Annotated in this window: 16 protein-coding genes, 1 tRNA gene and 1 pseudogene; 12 read left to right on the top strand and 6 right to left on the bottom strand. The window is 70.6% G+C overall.

Annotation, left to right across the window (positions count from 1 at the left end):
• Positions 1-110 precede the first annotated feature (110 nt).
• The 6 genes from OHA65_RS12855 to OHA65_RS12830 all read left to right on the top strand — a co-directional run bounded on the left by OHA65_RS12855 (position 111) and on the right by OHA65_RS12830 (position 4,607).
• A complete protein-coding gene (locus OHA65_RS12855) occupies positions 111-536 on the top strand; it encodes a DUF3052 domain-containing protein (protein ID WP_327283260.1) in 426 nt (141 codons plus the stop codon).
• Positions 537-688: 152 nt separating this feature from the next.
• Positions 689-1,147, top strand: a complete 459-nt coding sequence (locus tag OHA65_RS12850; protein ID WP_327283259.1) for a peroxiredoxin — start codon at positions 689-691, stop codon at positions 1,145-1,147.
• 191 nt (positions 1,148-1,338) lie between these two features.
• Complete coding sequence (locus tag OHA65_RS12845) at positions 1,339-1,914, top strand: TerD family protein (RefSeq protein ID WP_030160471.1); 576 nt, start codon at positions 1,339-1,341, stop codon at positions 1,912-1,914.
• A 136-nt stretch (positions 1,915-2,050) separates the two neighbouring features.
• A complete protein-coding gene (locus OHA65_RS12840; RefSeq protein WP_328762632.1) occupies positions 2,051-2,626 on the top strand; it encodes a TerD family protein in 576 nt (191 codons plus the stop codon).
• A 25-nt stretch (positions 2,627-2,651) separates the two neighbouring features.
• Positions 2,652-3,767: a DUF475 domain-containing protein gene (locus tag OHA65_RS12835; RefSeq protein ID WP_327283257.1), complete on the top strand. Its 1,116-nt coding sequence runs from the start codon at positions 2,652-2,654 to the stop codon at positions 3,765-3,767.
• A 99-nt stretch (positions 3,768-3,866) separates the two neighbouring features.
• Positions 3,867-4,607 carry a Tellurium resistance gene (locus OHA65_RS12830; protein ID WP_327283256.1) on the top strand — a complete coding sequence of 247 codons (741 nt, stop codon included), beginning with the start codon at positions 3,867-3,869 and terminating at the stop codon, positions 4,605-4,607.
• An 88-nt stretch (positions 4,608-4,695) separates the two neighbouring features.
• Here the strand turns inward: OHA65_RS12830 and OHA65_RS12825 are convergent, their stop codons facing one another.
• Positions 4,696-5,481, bottom strand: coding sequence for a TerD family protein (locus OHA65_RS12825; RefSeq protein ID WP_327283255.1), 786 nt, complete (start codon positions 5,479-5,481; stop codon positions 4,696-4,698).
• Positions 5,482-5,675: 194 nt separating this feature from the next.
• On the opposite strand from OHA65_RS12825, the gene OHA65_RS12820 reads away from it, so the two are divergent.
• The 4 genes from OHA65_RS12820 to OHA65_RS12805 are packed head-to-tail and all read left to right on the top strand — an operon-like array spanning position 5,676 to position 11,015.
• Positions 5,676-6,842, top strand: a complete 1,167-nt coding sequence (locus tag OHA65_RS12820) for an HpcH/HpaI aldolase/citrate lyase family protein (RefSeq protein ID WP_327283254.1) — start codon at positions 5,676-5,678, stop codon at positions 6,840-6,842.
• A gap of 32 nt (positions 6,843-6,874) precedes the next feature.
• Complete coding sequence (locus OHA65_RS12815) at positions 6,875-9,424, top strand: phosphoribosyltransferase (protein ID WP_405763404.1); 2,550 nt, start codon at positions 6,875-6,877, stop codon at positions 9,422-9,424.
• Positions 9,421-10,338, top strand: coding sequence for an HAD family hydrolase (locus tag OHA65_RS12810; protein ID WP_327283253.1), 918 nt, complete (start codon positions 9,421-9,423; stop codon positions 10,336-10,338). Before OHA65_RS12815 ends, OHA65_RS12810 begins: the two co-directional genes overlap by 4 nt.
• Positions 10,335-11,015: a class I SAM-dependent methyltransferase gene (locus OHA65_RS12805; protein ID WP_327283252.1), complete on the top strand. Its 681-nt coding sequence runs from the start codon at positions 10,335-10,337 to the stop codon at positions 11,013-11,015. The genes OHA65_RS12810 and OHA65_RS12805 overlap by 4 nt, the downstream gene beginning before the upstream one ends.
• On the opposite strand, the gene OHA65_RS12800 is transcribed toward OHA65_RS12805, so the two are convergent.
• The 3 genes from OHA65_RS12800 to OHA65_RS12790 form a co-directional block, all read right to left on the bottom strand.
• Positions 11,012-11,215, bottom strand: a complete 204-nt coding sequence (locus OHA65_RS12800; protein WP_266629577.1) for a zinc ribbon domain-containing protein — start codon at positions 11,213-11,215, stop codon at positions 11,012-11,014. The genes OHA65_RS12805 and OHA65_RS12800 overlap by 4 nt on opposite strands.
• 58 nt (positions 11,216-11,273) lie before the next feature.
• The gene (locus OHA65_RS12795; protein ID WP_371646830.1) at positions 11,274-11,822 is read right to left on the bottom strand and encodes a DUF4383 domain-containing protein; all 549 of its coding nucleotides are present in this window, start codon (positions 11,820-11,822) and stop codon (positions 11,274-11,276) included.
• Positions 11,823-12,243: 421 nt separating this feature from the next.
• Entirely contained in the window at positions 12,244-13,482 is a 1,239-nt protein-coding gene (locus tag OHA65_RS12790) for a hypothetical protein (protein WP_327283250.1), read from the bottom strand.
• A 105-nt stretch (positions 13,483-13,587) separates the two neighbouring features.
• Here OHA65_RS12790 and OHA65_RS12785 point away from each other — a divergent pair.
• Positions 13,588-13,662 (top strand) — tRNA-Val (locus OHA65_RS12785).
• A 69-nt stretch (positions 13,663-13,731) separates the two neighbouring features.
• On the opposite strand, the pseudogene OHA65_RS12780 reads toward OHA65_RS12785, so the two are convergent.
• Together OHA65_RS12780 and OHA65_RS12775 are read right to left on the bottom strand one after the other, a co-directional pair.
• A pseudogene (locus OHA65_RS12780) lies at positions 13,732-14,273 on the bottom strand (tyrosine-type recombinase/integrase); the annotation flags it as partial.
• Between the two features lie 82 nt (positions 14,274-14,355).
• Entirely contained in the window at positions 14,356-14,634 is a 279-nt protein-coding gene (locus OHA65_RS12775) for a hypothetical protein (protein WP_327283249.1), read from the bottom strand.
• A 76-nt stretch (positions 14,635-14,710) separates the two neighbouring features.
• Between OHA65_RS12775 and OHA65_RS12770 the strand changes: the two genes are divergently transcribed.
• Positions 14,711-15,466 (top strand): GntR family transcriptional regulator, encoded by a 756-nt coding sequence (locus OHA65_RS12770; RefSeq protein ID WP_327283248.1) that lies wholly within the window; start codon positions 14,711-14,713, stop codon positions 15,464-15,466.
• Positions 15,467-15,527 lie beyond the last annotated feature (61 nt).

Genomic DNA, 15,527 nt, shown 5'->3' with positions numbered 1-15,527 from the left:
CTCGACGGCCGGGTACTTGCGCGATCCGCCGCGCCCGTGTGGACTACGCCCAATGCTGCGCGTACGCGCGCCGCCGAAGACATTCACCGAACATGAGCAGGAGGCACCCCGTGAGCGCGACCGCGGACCACGCGGAGAGCCTGGCCGCCCGGCTGGGTTTCCAGTCCGAACAGGTGGTCCAGGAGATCGGCTACGACGACGACGTCGATCAGGAATTCCGTGACGCCGTCGATCAGCTCGTCAGTGAACTTGCCGACGAGGACTACGACGACGTCGCCGACGCGGTGCTGTTGTGGTTCCGCGACGAGGACGGCGATCTGACGGACGCCCTGGTCGATGCGACCGAGCTGGTCGAGGACGGCGCACTGATCCTGCTGCTGACCCCCAAGACGGGCCGTGACGGCTACGTCGAGGCCAGCGACATCAGCGAGGCGGCCGTGACGGCCGGCCTCTCGCTTGCCAAGGGCCTGCCCGTCGGCAAGGAGTGGACCTCCACCAAGCTGGTGACGCCGAAGGCCGCCAAGGCCAAGCGCTGAGCCGCACACTCGCAGCCAAGCGGACGTACGCCCCGTCGACCCGGATCACCTCCGGTCGGCGGGGTGCGTGCGTTGTGGGCACCCGGTCCCCCTAGGCTGGGGCCCACCCGAACAGCCCAACGCAGGGATGCGGGAACGAAGGGATGCGAGAGATGGCGATCGAGGTCGGCAGCAAGGCCCCGGACTTCGAGCTCAAGGACAACCACGGCGCCACCGTGCGGCTCTCCGACTTCCGCGGGGAGAAGGCCGTCGTGCTGCTCTTCTACCCGTTCGCCTTCACCGGTGTCTGCACCGGCGAGCTCTGCGAACTGCGCGACCAGCTGCCGCGCTTCCAGAACGACGACGTCCAGCTCCTCGCGGTCTCCAACGACTCCGTCCCGACCCTGCGGGTCTTCGGCGAGCAGGAGGGCCTCGATTACCCCCTGCTGTCCGACTTCTGGCCGCACGGCGAGACCTCCCGCGCGTACGGCGTCTTCGACGAGGAGAAGGGTTGCGCGGTCCGCGGCACCTTCATCATCGACAAGGACGGCGTGGTGCGCTGGACCGTCGTCAACGGCCTGCCCGACGCGCGCGACCTGAACGAGTACGTCAAGGCCCTCGACAGCCTCTGAGGACCGCCGGGCCGGTCCGGCCCCGGCAGCCGCGGCACCCGCCGTACTTGCCGTGCTCCGGGCGGGTTCCGGGAAGTGTTCACCGGGAAAGACGCCGACAGGCGGGAACCCGTCACTAGGATCGAAACGTTGATCCCGGTAGAAACCGCACGACGGGGCACCGCCCCACACATGAACCCAATGGAGGACCCGTGGGAGTCAGCCTCAGCAAGGGCGGAAACGTCTCGCTGACCAAGGCCGCGCCGAATCTGACGGCGGTCATCGTCGGTCTGGGCTGGGACGCTCGCACCACCACCGGTGTTGACTTCGACCTCGACGCCAGCGCGATCCTGACCAACGACCAGGGCAAGGTCGCCAACGACTCGAACTTCGTGTTCTTCAACAACCTGAAGAGCCCGGACGGCTCGGTCGAGCACACCGGTGACAACACCACCGGTGAGGGCGAGGGCGACGACGAGGCGATCAAGGTCAACCTGGCCGGCGTCCCCGCCGATGTCGCCAAGATCGTCTTCCCGGTCTCGATCTACGAGGCCGAGAGCCGCCAGCAGAGCTTCGGCCAGGTCCGCAACGCGTACATCCGCGTGGTGAACCAGGCCGACAACTCCGAGCTCGCCCGCTACGACCTCTCCGAGGACGCCTCGACCGAGACCGCCATGGTCTTCGGCGAGCTGTACCGCAACGGAGCGGAGTGGAAGTTCCGCGCCATCGGCCAGGGCTACGCCTCCGGCCTGCGCGGCATCGCCCAGGACTTCGGCGTCAACGTCTGAGCCTGCCCGCAGTCACCCGTCCGGCGCCGTGCACTGTGTGTACGGCGCCGGACGTGCTTTGCACCAACGCACCACCACCGTCGGCCCGCCACGCGAGCGTGCCGCGATCACCACGTCGTCCGGGGAGGACCACAACATGGGCGTCACACTCGCCAAGGGGGGCAACGTCTCCCTCTCCAAGGCCGCACCGAACCTCACCCGGGTCCTGGTCGGTCTCGGTTGGGACGCGCGCTCGACCACGGGGGCCGATTTCGACCTCGACGCCAGCGCACTGCTGTGCCGCGACGGCCGGGTCCTGGGGGACGCGTACTTCGTCTTCTACAACAACCTGAAGAGCCCCGAGGGCTCCGTCGAACACACGGGGGACAACCTCACCGGCGAGGGTGAGGGCGATGACGAGTCGATCATCATCGACCTGACCAAGGTGCCGGTCGAGGTCGACAAGATCGTCTTCCCGGTCTCGATCCACGATGCGGAGGCCCGCAGGCAGAGCTTCGGCCAGGTCAGCAACGCCTTCATCCGCGTGGTGAACGAGTCGGACGGCCAGGAGCTGGCCCGCTACGACCTCACCGAGGACGCCTCCAGCGAGACCGCGATGATCTTCGGCGAGGTGTACCGGTACGGCGGCGAATGGAAGTTCCGCGCAGTGGGGCAGGGGTACGCGTCGGGGCTCCGGGGCATCGCTCTAGACTTCGGGGTCAACGTTTCGTAAAGCCGTACAAGACGATGGGGTGCCAGTGGTTCTCAAAACCTTCGGCTGGTCGTTCGCAGTCACTGCGCTCGGTCTGGTCGCAGCGTGGTTCTACGGGGGTATGACCGGGCTCGGGATCGTCGCGATCCTGACCATCCTTGAGATCTCGCTGTCCTTCGACAACGCGGTGGTCAACGCCGGAATCCTGAAGAAGATGAACGCCTTCTGGCAGAAGATCTTCCTGACGGTCGGCGTGCTCATCGCCGTGTTCGGCATGCGCCTGGTCTTCCCCGTCGTGATCGTCGCGGTCACCGCCAAGATCGGGCCCATCGAGGCCGTGCATCTCGCGCTGACCGACAAGGAGCAGTACCAGCAGCTGGTCACGGACGCCCACCCGGCGATCGCGGCCTTCGGCGGCATGTTCCTGCTGATGATCTTCCTCGACTTCATCTTCGAGGACAGGGACATCAAGTGGCTCGCGTGGCTGGAACGCCCGCTCGCCAAGCTGGGCAAGATCGACATGCTGTCGGCGTGCATCGCGCTGATCGTCCTGCTGATCACGTCCATGACCTTCGCCGCCCACGCCCACCAGCACGGCGGTGCCGTGGTGGACAAGGCGCAGACCGTCCTGGTCTCCGGCGTCGCCGGCCTGATCACGTACATGATCGTCGGCGGTCTCTCCGGCTACTTCGAGAACCGCCTCGAAGAGGAGGAAGAAGCCGAGCACGAGGCCGAGGAAGCGGCCAAGAAGAGCGGCAAGCCCGTCTCGGCCGTCGTCATGGCCGGCAAGGCCGCCTTCTTCATGTTCCTCTACCTCGAAGTCCTCGACGCCTCGTTCTCCTTCGACGGGGTCATCGGCGCCTTCGCCATCACCAACGACATCGTGCTGATGGCCCTCGGCCTCGGCGTCGGCGCCATGTACGTCCGGTCGCTCACGGTCTACCTGGTCCGCCAGGGCACCCTCGACGACTACGTCTACCTGGAGCACGGCGCGCACTACGCCATCGGCGCGCTCGCCGTCATCCTGCTCGTCACCATCCAGTACGAGATCCACGAGGTCATCACCGGCCTCGTCGGCGTGGTGCTCATCGCCTGGTCGTTCTGGTCCTCGGTGCGGCGCAACAAGCGGTTGGAACTGGAGGGTTCCGCCGCCGAGGCATGATCACGGCGGTAATGCGGAACGCTCCATCTGCGGGGCGGCCGGGCTGGTCTGCGGACTGCCGGGCCGCCCCGTCCGCGTATTCAAAAGGGGGGTAGGGGAATGGGATTCTTCGACGGGATCAGGGGCAGCCGGGCCCTACAGTTCGACTCGGGCAGCGCCTCGTCGAACGCGATCGAGCTCACCAAGCGGCATCCGACGGTGTCGCTCACCAAACAGGGGGCGGTCCACGGCAACCTGCGGGTCAACCTGTCCTGGCGCATGCGCAGCTCGGACATCGGCGGCCGCGGCGGCGAGGGCGGCGGGCTCCTGCGCCATCCGTTCAAGCTGTTCAAGCCCGACATGGTGCAGGCGCACACCCAGGGCATGGTCAACGTCGACCTCGACCTGGGCTGCCTCTACGAGCTGGCCGACGGCACCCGGGGCGTAGTGCAGCCGCTGGGCAACCTGCACGGCGACATCAACAACCCGCCGTACGTGAAGCTCAGCGGTGACGACCGGTTCGGGGCGCCCTCCGGGGAGACGGTGTTCGTCAACCTCGACCACGCCGAAGAGATCAAGCGGCTGCTGGTGTTCGTCTACATCTACGACCAGACCCCGGCCTTCGACCGCACGCACGCCATGATCACCCTCTACCCGATCACCGGGCCGCGGATCGAGATCCCGTTGGAGGAGCGCCAGCCGCAGGCCCGCTCCTGCGCGGTGCTCACCCTGGAGCACGTCAAGGGCGAGCTGATCGTGCGGCGCGAGGTGAAGTTCGTGTACGGGTTCCAGGCCGAGCTGGACCGGCTGTACGGGTGGGGCTTGCAGTGGGGGCGGGGCTACAAGAGCGCAAAGGCCTGACCGGAACCCGCGGCGGGGGCTCCGGCCAGGCCGGGCGTCAGGGACGCCAGGGGCGTCAAAGACGTCGGGGACGTCGGGCGGCAGGGTGTCAGCGGGGGACGAACTGCGGGCCCTGCACCGGCAGCCGGAACGTCGGGTCGCCGCCGGGCGCCGGCACCGGGGCCGGGGACACCGGCTGCGGGTACCCGTACGCCGGCTGCGCGGCCGGCGGGGCCTGCGTCAGCGGTGCCTGCGGTGCCTGCGGGTTCTGCTGGGCCGGCGGGCGCATCGCGGCGGTCTGCTCGGCGGTCGGCCCGGCGGCGGGCGCCGCACCGGAGGCCTCCGCCGCGTTCTCGTCCACGGAGATCCCGTGGTCGGTCGCAAGCCCCACCAGCCCGTTCGAGTAGCCCTCGCCCAGCGCCCGGAACTTCCACCCGTCGCCGCGCCGGTACACCTCGCCGCAGATCAGGGCCGTTTCGGCACCGGTCTCGGGGCGTACGTCGAAGAAGGCCATCGGCTCGGAGCCGCCGGTGGCGGTGGCGTCGTACAGCAGGATCCGCAGGTCCTGGACCTGCTGGAACGGCACGTCCTCGGCGGAGGCCACCACCAGGATCCGGTCCACCACCGGCGGCACCGCGCGCAGGTCCGCCTGCACGGCATCGGTGATCGTGTCGCCGAGCTGCTTCTTGCCGAGTCGCCAGACGGCCCCCGAGGGGTGCCGGGGCTGGTTGTAGAACACGAAGTCCTCGTCCGAGCGCACGCGCCCGTCCGGGCCCACGAGCAGTGCCGAGGCGTCGACGTCCGGCACCTCGGGGCCGCCGGTCCAGCGCAGCACCGCCCGGACCGACACGGCGGTCACCGGGATGTTCGAGCCCTTCTGCATCGCGTGCGTCATGCCCGTCATCCTGCCCTCCCGGGGCGGTGCGGAACAACGCGGCCCCCCGCAGGGCCTTGTCGCGGACGAAAGTCCTGGGCATTGTGCAAGAGGGTTACCTGAACTTCATGTGCTTGAGGAACTCTTGACTCACATTCGTACGTACTATTACCGGCCACGCCAGTTGGGCCGCCGAGGCAGTACGGGGGAAGCACATGCGTCACTTTGGGCACATATCGCCCACCGTCCGTAAGGACCTCTTCCACCAGGAGCCGGCCGAGTTCACCGCCGCCTCCCCCTCCCGCATCCTCGCCGCCGCCCTCGGAGCCACCCTCTACAGCCCCGCGACCCGCCCCCACCTCGCCGGGGACGTCCACAAGCAGGCCCGCCGCGGAGTCGTCTCCATGGTCCTGTGCCTGGAGGATTCCATCAGCGACGCCGAGGTCGCGGACGCCGAGGACAACCTGGTCCGGCAGTTCGCAGCCCTCGATGCCGACGGCGGCGAGCTCCCCCTCCTCTTCATCCGGGTCCGCACGCCCGAGCAGATACCCGACCTCGTCCACCGCCTCGGCGGCTCCGCCCGCCGACTGGCCGGATTCGTACTCCCCAAGTTCACCGAGAGCCGCGGAACCGCCTTCCTCGACGCCGTGGCCCAGGCGGAAGCGGAAAGCGGACAGCACCCGCTGTACGCGATGCCCGTGTTGGAGACCCCCGACCTCCTCCACCTCGAAACGCGCATCGAAGCCCTCGCCGGCATCTCCCGGACCGTCAACCGCTACCGCGACCGCGTCCTGGCCCTGCGCCTCGGCGTCACCGACTTCTGCTCCGTCTACGGACTGCGCCGCACCCCGGACATGACCGCCTACGACGTCCAGATCGTCGCCGGAGTCATCGCCGACGTGGTGAACGTCCTCAGCCGCGCCGACGGCACCGGCTTCACCGTGACCGGACCCGTCTGGGAGTACTTCCGCAGCCAGCAGCGCCTCTTCAAGCCCCAGCTGCGCCGCAGCCCCTTCTTGGAGGAAGGTGCCGAGGAACTGCGCACCACCCTCATCGAGCACGACCTCGACGGGCTCCTGCGCGAGATCGAACTCGACCGGGCCAACGGACTCCTCGGCAAGACCTGCATCCACCCCGCCCACGTCACCCCCGTCCACGCCCTCTCGGTGGTCTCCCACGAGGAGTTCAGCGACGCCCAGGACATCCTGCGCCCCGAGCGCGGCGGCGGCGGAGTCATGCGCTCCGCCTACACGAACAAAATGAACGAGGTCAAGCCCCACCGCGCCTGGGCCGAGCGCACCATGCTCCGCGCCGAGGTCTTCGGCGTGGCGAAGGAAGAGGTCGGCTTCGTCGACCTCCTCACGGCCGGGCTCCAAGTGTGAGTCCGCACGTGAACACGGAGAAGGGCAAGAAGATCGACGCGGTGTGGTCGGGAACCTGGGTCGCGGACCGGCTGGGCGTACGCCTGCAGGAGGCCGGCGATCCGGGATCGCCACGGCTGGACGAACTGCTCGGGCTGGCCCTGCGCCGCAACCCGAAGCGGGCCCACCTGCTGGTCTCACAGGTGCTGGGCAAGCACGTCCCCCAGTCCCCGACGGCCGTCTACGCCGCCGGACACGGCCTCGGCGAGCGCGTCCGCGCCCTGCTGGGCGACGACGCCGCCTCCGCGGTCGTCCTCGGCTACGCCGAGACCGCGACCGGACTCGGCCACTGCGTCGCCGACGGCCTCGGCGCGGCCCCCTACCTGCACTCCACCCGCCGCCCCGTCCCGGGCGTCGAACCCGCCGGCGGGTTCGAGGAGGCCCACTCGCACGCCACCTCGCACCTTCTGCTGCCCGAAGACCCGAAGCTGCTGGCCGGCAGCGGGCCGCTGGTCCTCGTCGACGACGAGTTCTCCACCGGCAACACCGTCCTGAACACCATCCGCGACCTGCACGCCCGCCACCCCCGCGCGCACTACGTGGTCGTCGCCCTCGTCGACATGCGTTCCCCGGCCGACCGCGACCGGCTCACCGCCTTCGCCGCCGACCTCGGCGCGCGCGTCGACCTGATCGCCCTGGCCTCCGGGACGGTGCACCTCCCCGAAGGAGTCCTGACCAAGGGCCGGGCGCTGGTCGAGGAGTACGGGGCCGCCGCCGAGGTCCTCGCCGCGAACAGCGGCGACGGGGTCCGTCCCGCAGCCCAGGACGGCACGGAGCCGGACCACGAGCGGGTCCGGCTCGACTGGCCCGGCGGCCTCCCGGACGGCGGCCGCCACGGCTTCACCCCCGCCCACCGGGAAACCCTGGACGCGCTGCTCCCCGCAGTGGCCCGCCGGCTCACCGACGCGCTCGGCGAGCAGCCGGGACGGGTCCTCGTACTCGGCAACGAAGAGCTGATGTACGCCCCGCTGCGCCTCGCGAAGGCCCTGGAGGAGTCAGGCGCCGCCCGCGAGGTCCGCTTCTCCACCACCACCCGCTCGCCCGTCCTCGCCGTCAATGACCCCGGCTACGCCATCCGCACCCGACTCGTCTTCCCCGCCCACGACGGCCCCGCCGACGGGCCCGGCGACCGCTACGCCTACAACGTCGCCGGAGCCGGCTTCGACGTCGTCGTCGCCGTCGTCGACTCGACCGGCGACACCCCCGAACTGCGCACCGGACTGCTCGCGGCCCTCGCCCCGCACACCGGCCGCGTCCTGCTGGTCCCCGTACCGTCGTACGCACCGGCCCCCGTACCGACCTCCGTACCCGAGCGGCGGGAGCCGATCATGCCCGAAGCGGTCCTCCCCGACCTTGCCCTCCCCGCCCCGGTCCTCACCGCCCCGGTCCTTCCCGAGCCCCTGCGCGGGCCCGCGTTCTCCTCGTACGCCGCCGAAGACGTCGGCTGGCTGCTCCAGGACCTCTCCGACGTGGCGCTCGAAGCCCCGACCGAGGAGCGGGAGGAGGCCATCCAGGCGGGCGGCGCGCACTACGCGGAGTCGCTGCCCGTCGAATACCAGCCGTCCCCCCAGTACCAGGAGCTGTACCGGAGCGCGCTGACCGCATCCGCCGCGCGAATGGCGCGCGCCGTCGGCACGGTCACCGAGACCGTCCTCGCCGAGCGGTCCCCCTCCCCGGTCCTCGTCTCGCTGGCCCGCGCCGGCACCCCCGTCGGCGTGCTGATGCGCCGCTGGGCCCGGGCCCGCCACGGCCTGGACCTGCCGCACTACGCCGTCTCCATCGTGCGCGGCCGCGGCATCGACCCCAACGCACTGCGCTGGCTGGCCGCCCACCACGACCCCGCCGACGTCGTCTTCGTGGACGGCTGGACCGGCAAGGGCGCCATCACCCGCGAACTGTCGGCCGCCCTCGCAGCCCAACAGGAAGCAGGGGGACCCGGATTCGATCCGGAGATCGTGGTCCTCGCCGACCCCGGCTCCTGCGTGTCCACGTACGGCACCCGCGAGGACTTCCTGATCCCCTCCGCCTGCCTCAACTCCACCGTTTCCGGACTGATCTCGCGTACGGTGCTCAGGTCCGACCTGGTCGGGCCCGCCGACTTCCACGGCGCGAAGTTCTACCGCGAGCTCGCCGGAGCCGATGTCTCCACCGACTTCATCGACACCGTCGCCGCCCGCTTCGACGAGGTGGCCGACGCCGTCGACGCCGAGGTCAAGGAGCTCCTCGCCGCCGACCGCACCCCGACCTGGGAGGGTTGGGCGGCGGTGGAGCGGATCAGCGAGGAGTACGGCATCCACGACGTGAACCTGGTCAAGCCCGGCGTCGGCGAGACCACGCGGGTGCTGCTGCGCCGCGTGCCGTGGAAGATCCTGGCGCAGCGCGGCGCCGGAGCCGACCTGGACCACGTACGGCTGCTCGCCGAGCAGCGCGGCGTACCGGTGGAAGAGGTCGACGGGCTGCCCTACACGTGCGTAGGACTCATCCACCCCCGCTTCACGCGCGGCGCGACCGGCGCCGACGGAAAGGCTGTGGCCTCCAAGTGACTGTCCTGGTAGCCAGTGATCTCGACCGCACGCTCATCTACTCGACGGCCGCGCTCGGCCTCACCATGCCCGACCCGGTGGCCCCGCGGCTGCTGTGCGTCGAGGTGCACGAGAGCAAGCCGCTGTCGTACATGACGGAGACGGCGGCGAAGCTGCTGGCCGAACTGACCGCCGATCCCGCGGTGGTCTTCGTCCCGACCACGACCCGCACGCGCAAGCAGTACCAGCGCATCCGCTTCCCCGGCCGCCCGGCGAAGTACGCGATCTGCGCCAACGGCGGACAGCTGCTGGTGGACGGCGTCCCCGACCGCGACTGGCGGCGCCGGGTGACGGCGCGGCTGGCCGCCGAGTGCGCCCCGCTGGAGGAGGTCCACGGGCACCTGCTGGCCACCGCGGACCCGGAGTGGCTGCGCAAGGCGCGCGTCGCGGAGGACCTGTTCGCCTACCTCGTCGTCGAGCGCGCCCTGGTACCCCAGGAGTGGATCAAGGCGCTGACGGAATGGGCCGAAGCCCGCGGCTGGACGGTCTCCCTCCAGGGCCGCAAGATCTACGCCGTGCCCCGCCCGCTGACCAAGAGCGCGGCCATGCGCGAGGTGGCCCGCCGTACGGGTGCGACCACCACCCTCGCCGCGGGCGACTCCCTGCTCGACGCCGACCTGCTGCTGGCGGCGGACGCGGCCTGGCGGCCCGGCCACGGCGAACTGGCCGACGCGGGCTGGACCGCGCCGACGGTCACGCCCCTGGCCACGGCGGGCGTCCTGGCCGGCGAGGAGATCGTGCGCGCCTTCGGCCGCACGGCCGCCCGCGAGGTCGCCCAGGAGTCCGCACGCGAGGCCGCCCGCGAGTCCGTCGAGGCTGCGCAATCCGCCGAGACCGCCCGCACGGCAGGCGAAATCGGCACACTGGGATCATGACCAAGGGCAACAGCACCAAGATCACCGACGAGCTGTACCGCTACGTGCTCGACCACAACCCGCCGCTGGACCCGATCCAGCAAGGGCTGGTGGCGACCACGTACGAGAGGTTCCCGGACGTCGCCGGCATGCAGTCGGCGGAGGAGCAGGGACCACTGCTGGCTTTCCTGGTCCGGCTGACCGGCGCGCGCCACATCGTCGAGATCGGCACGTTCACCGGCTTCTCGACCCTGTCGATGGCACAGGCACTGCCCGCGGACGGCACGCTCATCGCCTGCGACGTCTCGCAGGAGTGGACCTCGTACGGCCGCGAAGCCTGGCAGAAGGCCGGCGTCGCCGACCGGATCGACCTGCGGATCGCCCCGGCACTGGACACGCTGCGCGCCATGCCGCAAGAGCCGCACATCGACATGGCCTACGTGGACGCCGACAAGGAAAGCCAGATCGCGTACTGGGAAGAGCTCGTTCCACGGCTGCGCCCGGGCGGGCTGATCGTCACGGACAACACCCTGTACCACGGCACGGTCCTCGACGAGTCCGCCACGGGCTCGGCGGCCGGAGTGCGCGCCTACAACGAACACGTCGCGGCGGACTCCCGCATGGAATCGGTCCTGCTGGCGATCTCGGACGGCATCACCCTGTCGCGCAAGCGCCAGGGTGATGCGGACCCGGCTTAGCAGCAGCCCCCGCCGCCGCAGCAGCCCCCGCCGGACGGGGCGGGGGCGCTGCTGGTCCCGCCCACGGCAACGGCGGACAGCAGCTTCACGGTGTCGGCGTGCCCGGCCGGGCAGTCGGCGGGAGCGGACGACTCGGCCATGGGTCGGCTGACCTCAAAGGTGTCGTCGCAGGTCCGGCAGCGGAATTCGTAACGAGGCATGGCCCAAGGCTACCGAGCCGTCCGCCGTCCGCCACAGCCCCCGGAGGGCGGAGGGTCCCTAGTGGGCGTGGACGGCCCCGGCCCGGGCGGCCCGCGCCCGGTCCTCCCGCGCGGCCTGCTCGGGGTGACGGGCCCGCCAGTACGGATTGTCGTGCGGCAGGGCGCTGCCCACCCGCCCGTACATCCCGAACCACATCAGCATCACGCCGACGACGAAGCTGAACAGCACGTTCTGGATTTCGAAGGCCAGGAAGTTCAGGCCGGTGTCCAGCAGCGCCAGATTCACGAACCCGCTGGCGATGAACGCCAGCCCCAGCACGATGTTCAGGGTGGAAGCGAAGTTCCCGCCGATCACCATCCCGACGAACAGCAGCAGCCCGATACAGATCGACAGGACGCTCAGCGCACCGTTCGTGTTCAGGGCGAGCACCGTCGCACCGCCGGTGTCGAAGAAGCCGATCCGGTCGATCAGCCCGAGGATCCCGAAGGCGACCAGCAGCAGCCCCACCACACCCGCACCCACCCGGTACACGTGGCTGAGCTTGTGATCGGTGGGCAGGTGCTCGTCGAGCCGGGCATTGACGGGATGCGCGACGCGCCGCACCAGATAGGGGACGTGCGGCTGGGGGATCTCGATCGGCCCGTGCGACACGTACGGCGCGTATTGCTCGTGGGGCTCGTGGCACCCGTACGCCGCATGCGGGGCGTTCGCCGTTCCGGACGAGGTCGCGGGGGGCACATCGGGCGCACGAGAGGTGGGGGAAGTACGGGCAGCCATCATGCCCTCCTAAGCTCCGGTACCGGCCACTTCCAGCATCCGCCGAAGCCCACCCCACGACAAGCGCGGCCGCCCCCCAGCCTGCTTGCTTCGCCCCCCGGCCGGCCCCCCGCCGCGCTCCGCCCGCCGCGCTCCGCCCGCCGCGCTCCGCCCGCCGCGCTCCGCCCGCCGCGCTCCGCCCGCCGCGCTCCGCCCGCCGCGCCCGCGACGGGCGCCGGTGACCCCGCGGGCGGCCCTCCGCGGACCGGACCTACGCGCGCCGCCCCCGGATATCGGCAACGACCCGCGCCACATCGGCCCGCACCTGCTCCATCTCCTGAAGGAAATGCCAGTAGTCCGGATGCCGCTCCTCCAGCCCGGCGAGCGCCCGCTCCATCCGCGCCACCGCCCCGTCCAGCGGCCCCGCGTGCCGCGGATCGGGCACACTGCGCCCCTCCATCGCCAGCCGTTGCGCATCCCGGATCGCGAACCGGGTCCGCTGCACCTCCGCCTGCGGATCCCGCGCGACCGCCTCCAGCCGCGACAGCCGGTCCTGCGCCGCCGACACCGCCTCATCGGTGGCATCCAGCGCACCCCGCACCGACTCGACCAGCGCCCCGACATCGGCCCAGCGCTGCTCCTCCCGCGCCCGCGCGGCCTCCGCCAGCTGCTCCTCGGCCCGCGCCACGTCCCGTACGGCCTGATCGGGAACCTGCTGCAGGTCCTGCCAGCACGCGGCACTGAACCGCCGGCGCAGCTCACTGAGGACCGGATCCACCCGGTCCGCCCGGTTGCGCAGCGCCTGAGCCCGGGTCCGCAGACTCACCAGACGCCGGTCGATCTCCGCGGCCCGCTCCGGGAGCCGCGCCACCTCGGCCCGTATCGCCTCCGCGTCCCGCAGGATCCGGTCCGCGCGCTGGACGGTCTCCTGCACCCCGTGCTGCGCGGCGCCCTGGTTCAGCAGGGTCAGCTCCGGCCCCAGCGCGGCCAGCCGCGCCGCGAACTCGTCGGCCCGCATCCCCTTGCCCCGCACGTCGTCCAGCGCCGTACTCGCGGCGAGCAGCGCGGCCCTGGCCCGCTCCCGGGCCGGCGCCACCCGGGCCAACTGCGTCTCGGCCTTGTCCAGCAGCGGCTGCAGTCCTTGCGCGAACCGGTCCAGCTCACCCTTGACCCGCACGAGCTCGTCCCGCGCCCGCGTCAGCTGCTCCTGCGCCCGCGCGGCGACGGACCCCTCCAGATCCACCCGGTCGAGGTCATGCGCATCGACGGCATCGATGTACACGTGGCTGACCTGGTCGATCCGCTGCCCCAGTGCGGCGAACCCCTCCCCGGCCTGCCGCGCCGCGGGAGACCCGTCGGCGGCCGCGATGGTCTCCATGGAGATCCGCAGATCCCGCTGGGCGGTATCCAACTCGTAGAACGCGGCCGCGGCGGCATCCTTCGCCGCCTGCGCATCCGCCCGCCGACTCTCGTCCCGCCCACCGAACCACCGCCGGGATGCCGTCGTCACAATCCCTCTCCCGTACCGCCTCCGCCATGCCCCGGTCCATTCTCTCCCACGGGAACGGGTTTGCGTGGGGGGTGCGCCCGCCATGTAGGCTGTCCACTCATCCACGGGTGTGTAGCTCAGGGGTAGAGCGCTGCTCTTACAAAGCAGATGTCGGCGGTTCGAAACCGTCCACGCCCACCAGCGAAAAGACCCCCCGCCGATCATGGCGGGGGGGTCTTTTGCATCCACAAGTGACATCAACGGGAGCGGTCAGGTACGGCCGGGACGCTGCCGCAACAGCCGGTCCATATGCCCGATGGCCTCGCGCGCGTGTCCTGGACGACGTGCGCGTACACGTTCATCGTGACCGCGATCTGGGAGTGCCCGAGGATCTCCATGACGACCCGGGGCGGCACGCCTGCGGCGGTCAGCAGAGTCGCGGTCCCGTGCCGCGCGTCGTGCAGCCGGACCACTCGGAGCCCGGCGTCCTTGGCCACTCGGGTGAAGGACCGGTAGACGTTCCGCGGCTCGATAGGCCGTCCGGTCCGGGTGGTGAACACGTACCCGGTCTCCTCCCACTTGGCGCCGGCGGTCTCCCGCATGGTGGCCTGCTTCATTCGCTGCCAGCGCAGGGGAGCGACGCAGATCCCGGGCAGGGGCAGGGTCTGCCGACGTCGCCGTCCCTTGGGATCGTCCTCGTACGCCTCGCCGCGAACCCGCTGCCGCTGGCTCCGCACCCGGATCTCCCGCTTCTCCAGGTCCACGTTCTCCCAGCGCAGTCCGACCAGCTCACCACGCCGCAGTCCGAGGGCAGCGCGGCGACGGCCAAGGAGTCGCACCGGGTGCTGCGGACCGCCATCGCCGCCGCCTGTCGGGAGGAGCTGGAATCAGCTCCTATCGCTGATGGCCAGGTCCCCGGACGTCGCCCGTCGCGGGGACCGCTTTGTTTACGGCGGCCCAGAGGGTGCGGCCGGTCAAACTGCTGGCGAGGAGCCCGAATCGGTCGGCCTCCGCCACCACTTCCAAGACCTCCCGCCACGATTCGGCGGGCAGCGCTTCCGGCACCTCCGCCTCGATCGACGTGTACGTGGCGTGCGGCTCCACGCGCGTGGTCAGCCCGAGGGCCGACAACCGAGCGGCGAGATCCTTGGCCCTTGCTTCTGAAGCGGGCACAGGGCCTCCGTCGCCGATTGATCACGTTGAGTGAAGCTAGTTAACTAGATTAGAGCTAGTGGACTAGATTTTCCACATGCCTGAGCAGCCGCCTTATCTCCGCATCGCCGACGTCCTGCGGCAGCGGATCGCGGAGCGCGTGTGGACGGCCGGAGATCGGCTGCCGTCGCGTGCCCAGATCGCCGAGGAGTGCGGTGTCGGTGAGAACGTGGTCCGTAGGGCGCAGGAGCTCCTGATCTCCCAGGGCGTGCTGGAGGGGCGTGCGGGGTCCGGTACGTACGTGGCCGAGCCGCGGCAGCGTGTACGCGTGGTTCGTTCCTCGGCCAGGGAGCAGCCGGACGGCTCGCCGTTCCGGTCGGACATGCGGGCTCTGGGCAAGCAAGGGAACTGGGAGAGTCGGACCGAGGCGAAGGTGCCGGCCCCGGTCGAGATCGCGGGGCGGCTGGGCATCGCCGAAGGCGAGCTGTGCGTGCGCACCGTGTATGAGTTCCTCGCGGACGGGCGGCCGGTGCAGTTGTCGACGAGCTGGGAGCCGTACGAACTCACCGCCGGCACGCTCGTCGTGCTGCCGGAGGGCGGGCCGCATGCGGGGGCCGGCGTCGTGAACCGGATGGACGCGATCGGGATCACGGTCAGCCACGCTGTGGAGCAACCGGAGCCGCGGCAGGCGAGCGCCGAGGAAGCATCGCTCCTCGGGATCCAGAAGGCCGCTCTGGTCACGCACATCCGGCGGACGTACTACAGCGACCAAGGGCTACCAGTAGAGACGGCCGACATCGTCATCCCCGTCGCCCTGTGCGAGATCGTCTACGAGGTGCCGATCAACCGTTAGCCCGCCCACTCCGGGAGTGCGCACCGCCTCCGAGGCCGTTCTGCGGTTGGGTCGGGAAAGA

This window comes from Streptomyces sp. NBC_00045, from assembly GCF_045041095.1.
GTDB lineage: Bacteria > Actinomycetota > Actinomycetes > Streptomycetales > Streptomycetaceae > Streptomyces.
The sequence above is the reverse complement of the archived record's forward strand: the minus strand, read 5'-3'. Positions and strand labels throughout refer to the sequence as shown.

Bases quoted from the DNA above. Each gene is read 5' to 3' on its own strand.
- OHA65_RS12800 (WP_266629577.1), bottom strand. From the start codon at position 11,215: ATGCCTCGTTACGAATTCCGCTGCCGGACCTGCGACGACACCTTTGAG.
- OHA65_RS12830 (WP_327283256.1), top strand. From the start codon at position 3,867: ATGGGATTCTTCGACGGGATCAGGGGCAGCCGGGCCCTACAGTTCGAC.
- OHA65_RS12820 (WP_327283254.1), top strand. From the start codon at position 5,676: ATGCGTCACTTTGGGCACATATCGCCCACCGTCCGTAAGGACCTCTTC.
- OHA65_RS12850 (WP_327283259.1), top strand. From the start codon at position 689: ATGGCGATCGAGGTCGGCAGCAAGGCCCCGGACTTCGAGCTCAAGGAC.
- OHA65_RS12825 (WP_327283255.1), bottom strand. From the start codon at position 5,481: ATGACGCACGCGATGCAGAAGGGCTCGAACATCCCGGTGACCGCCGTG.
- OHA65_RS12805 (WP_327283252.1), top strand. From the start codon at position 10,335: ATGACCAAGGGCAACAGCACCAAGATCACCGACGAGCTGTACCGCTAC.
- OHA65_RS12770 (WP_327283248.1), top strand. From the start codon at position 14,711: ATGCCTGAGCAGCCGCCTTATCTCCGCATCGCCGACGTCCTGCGGCAG.
- OHA65_RS12840 (WP_328762632.1), top strand. From the start codon at position 2,051: ATGGGCGTCACACTCGCCAAGGGGGGCAACGTCTCCCTCTCCAAGGCC.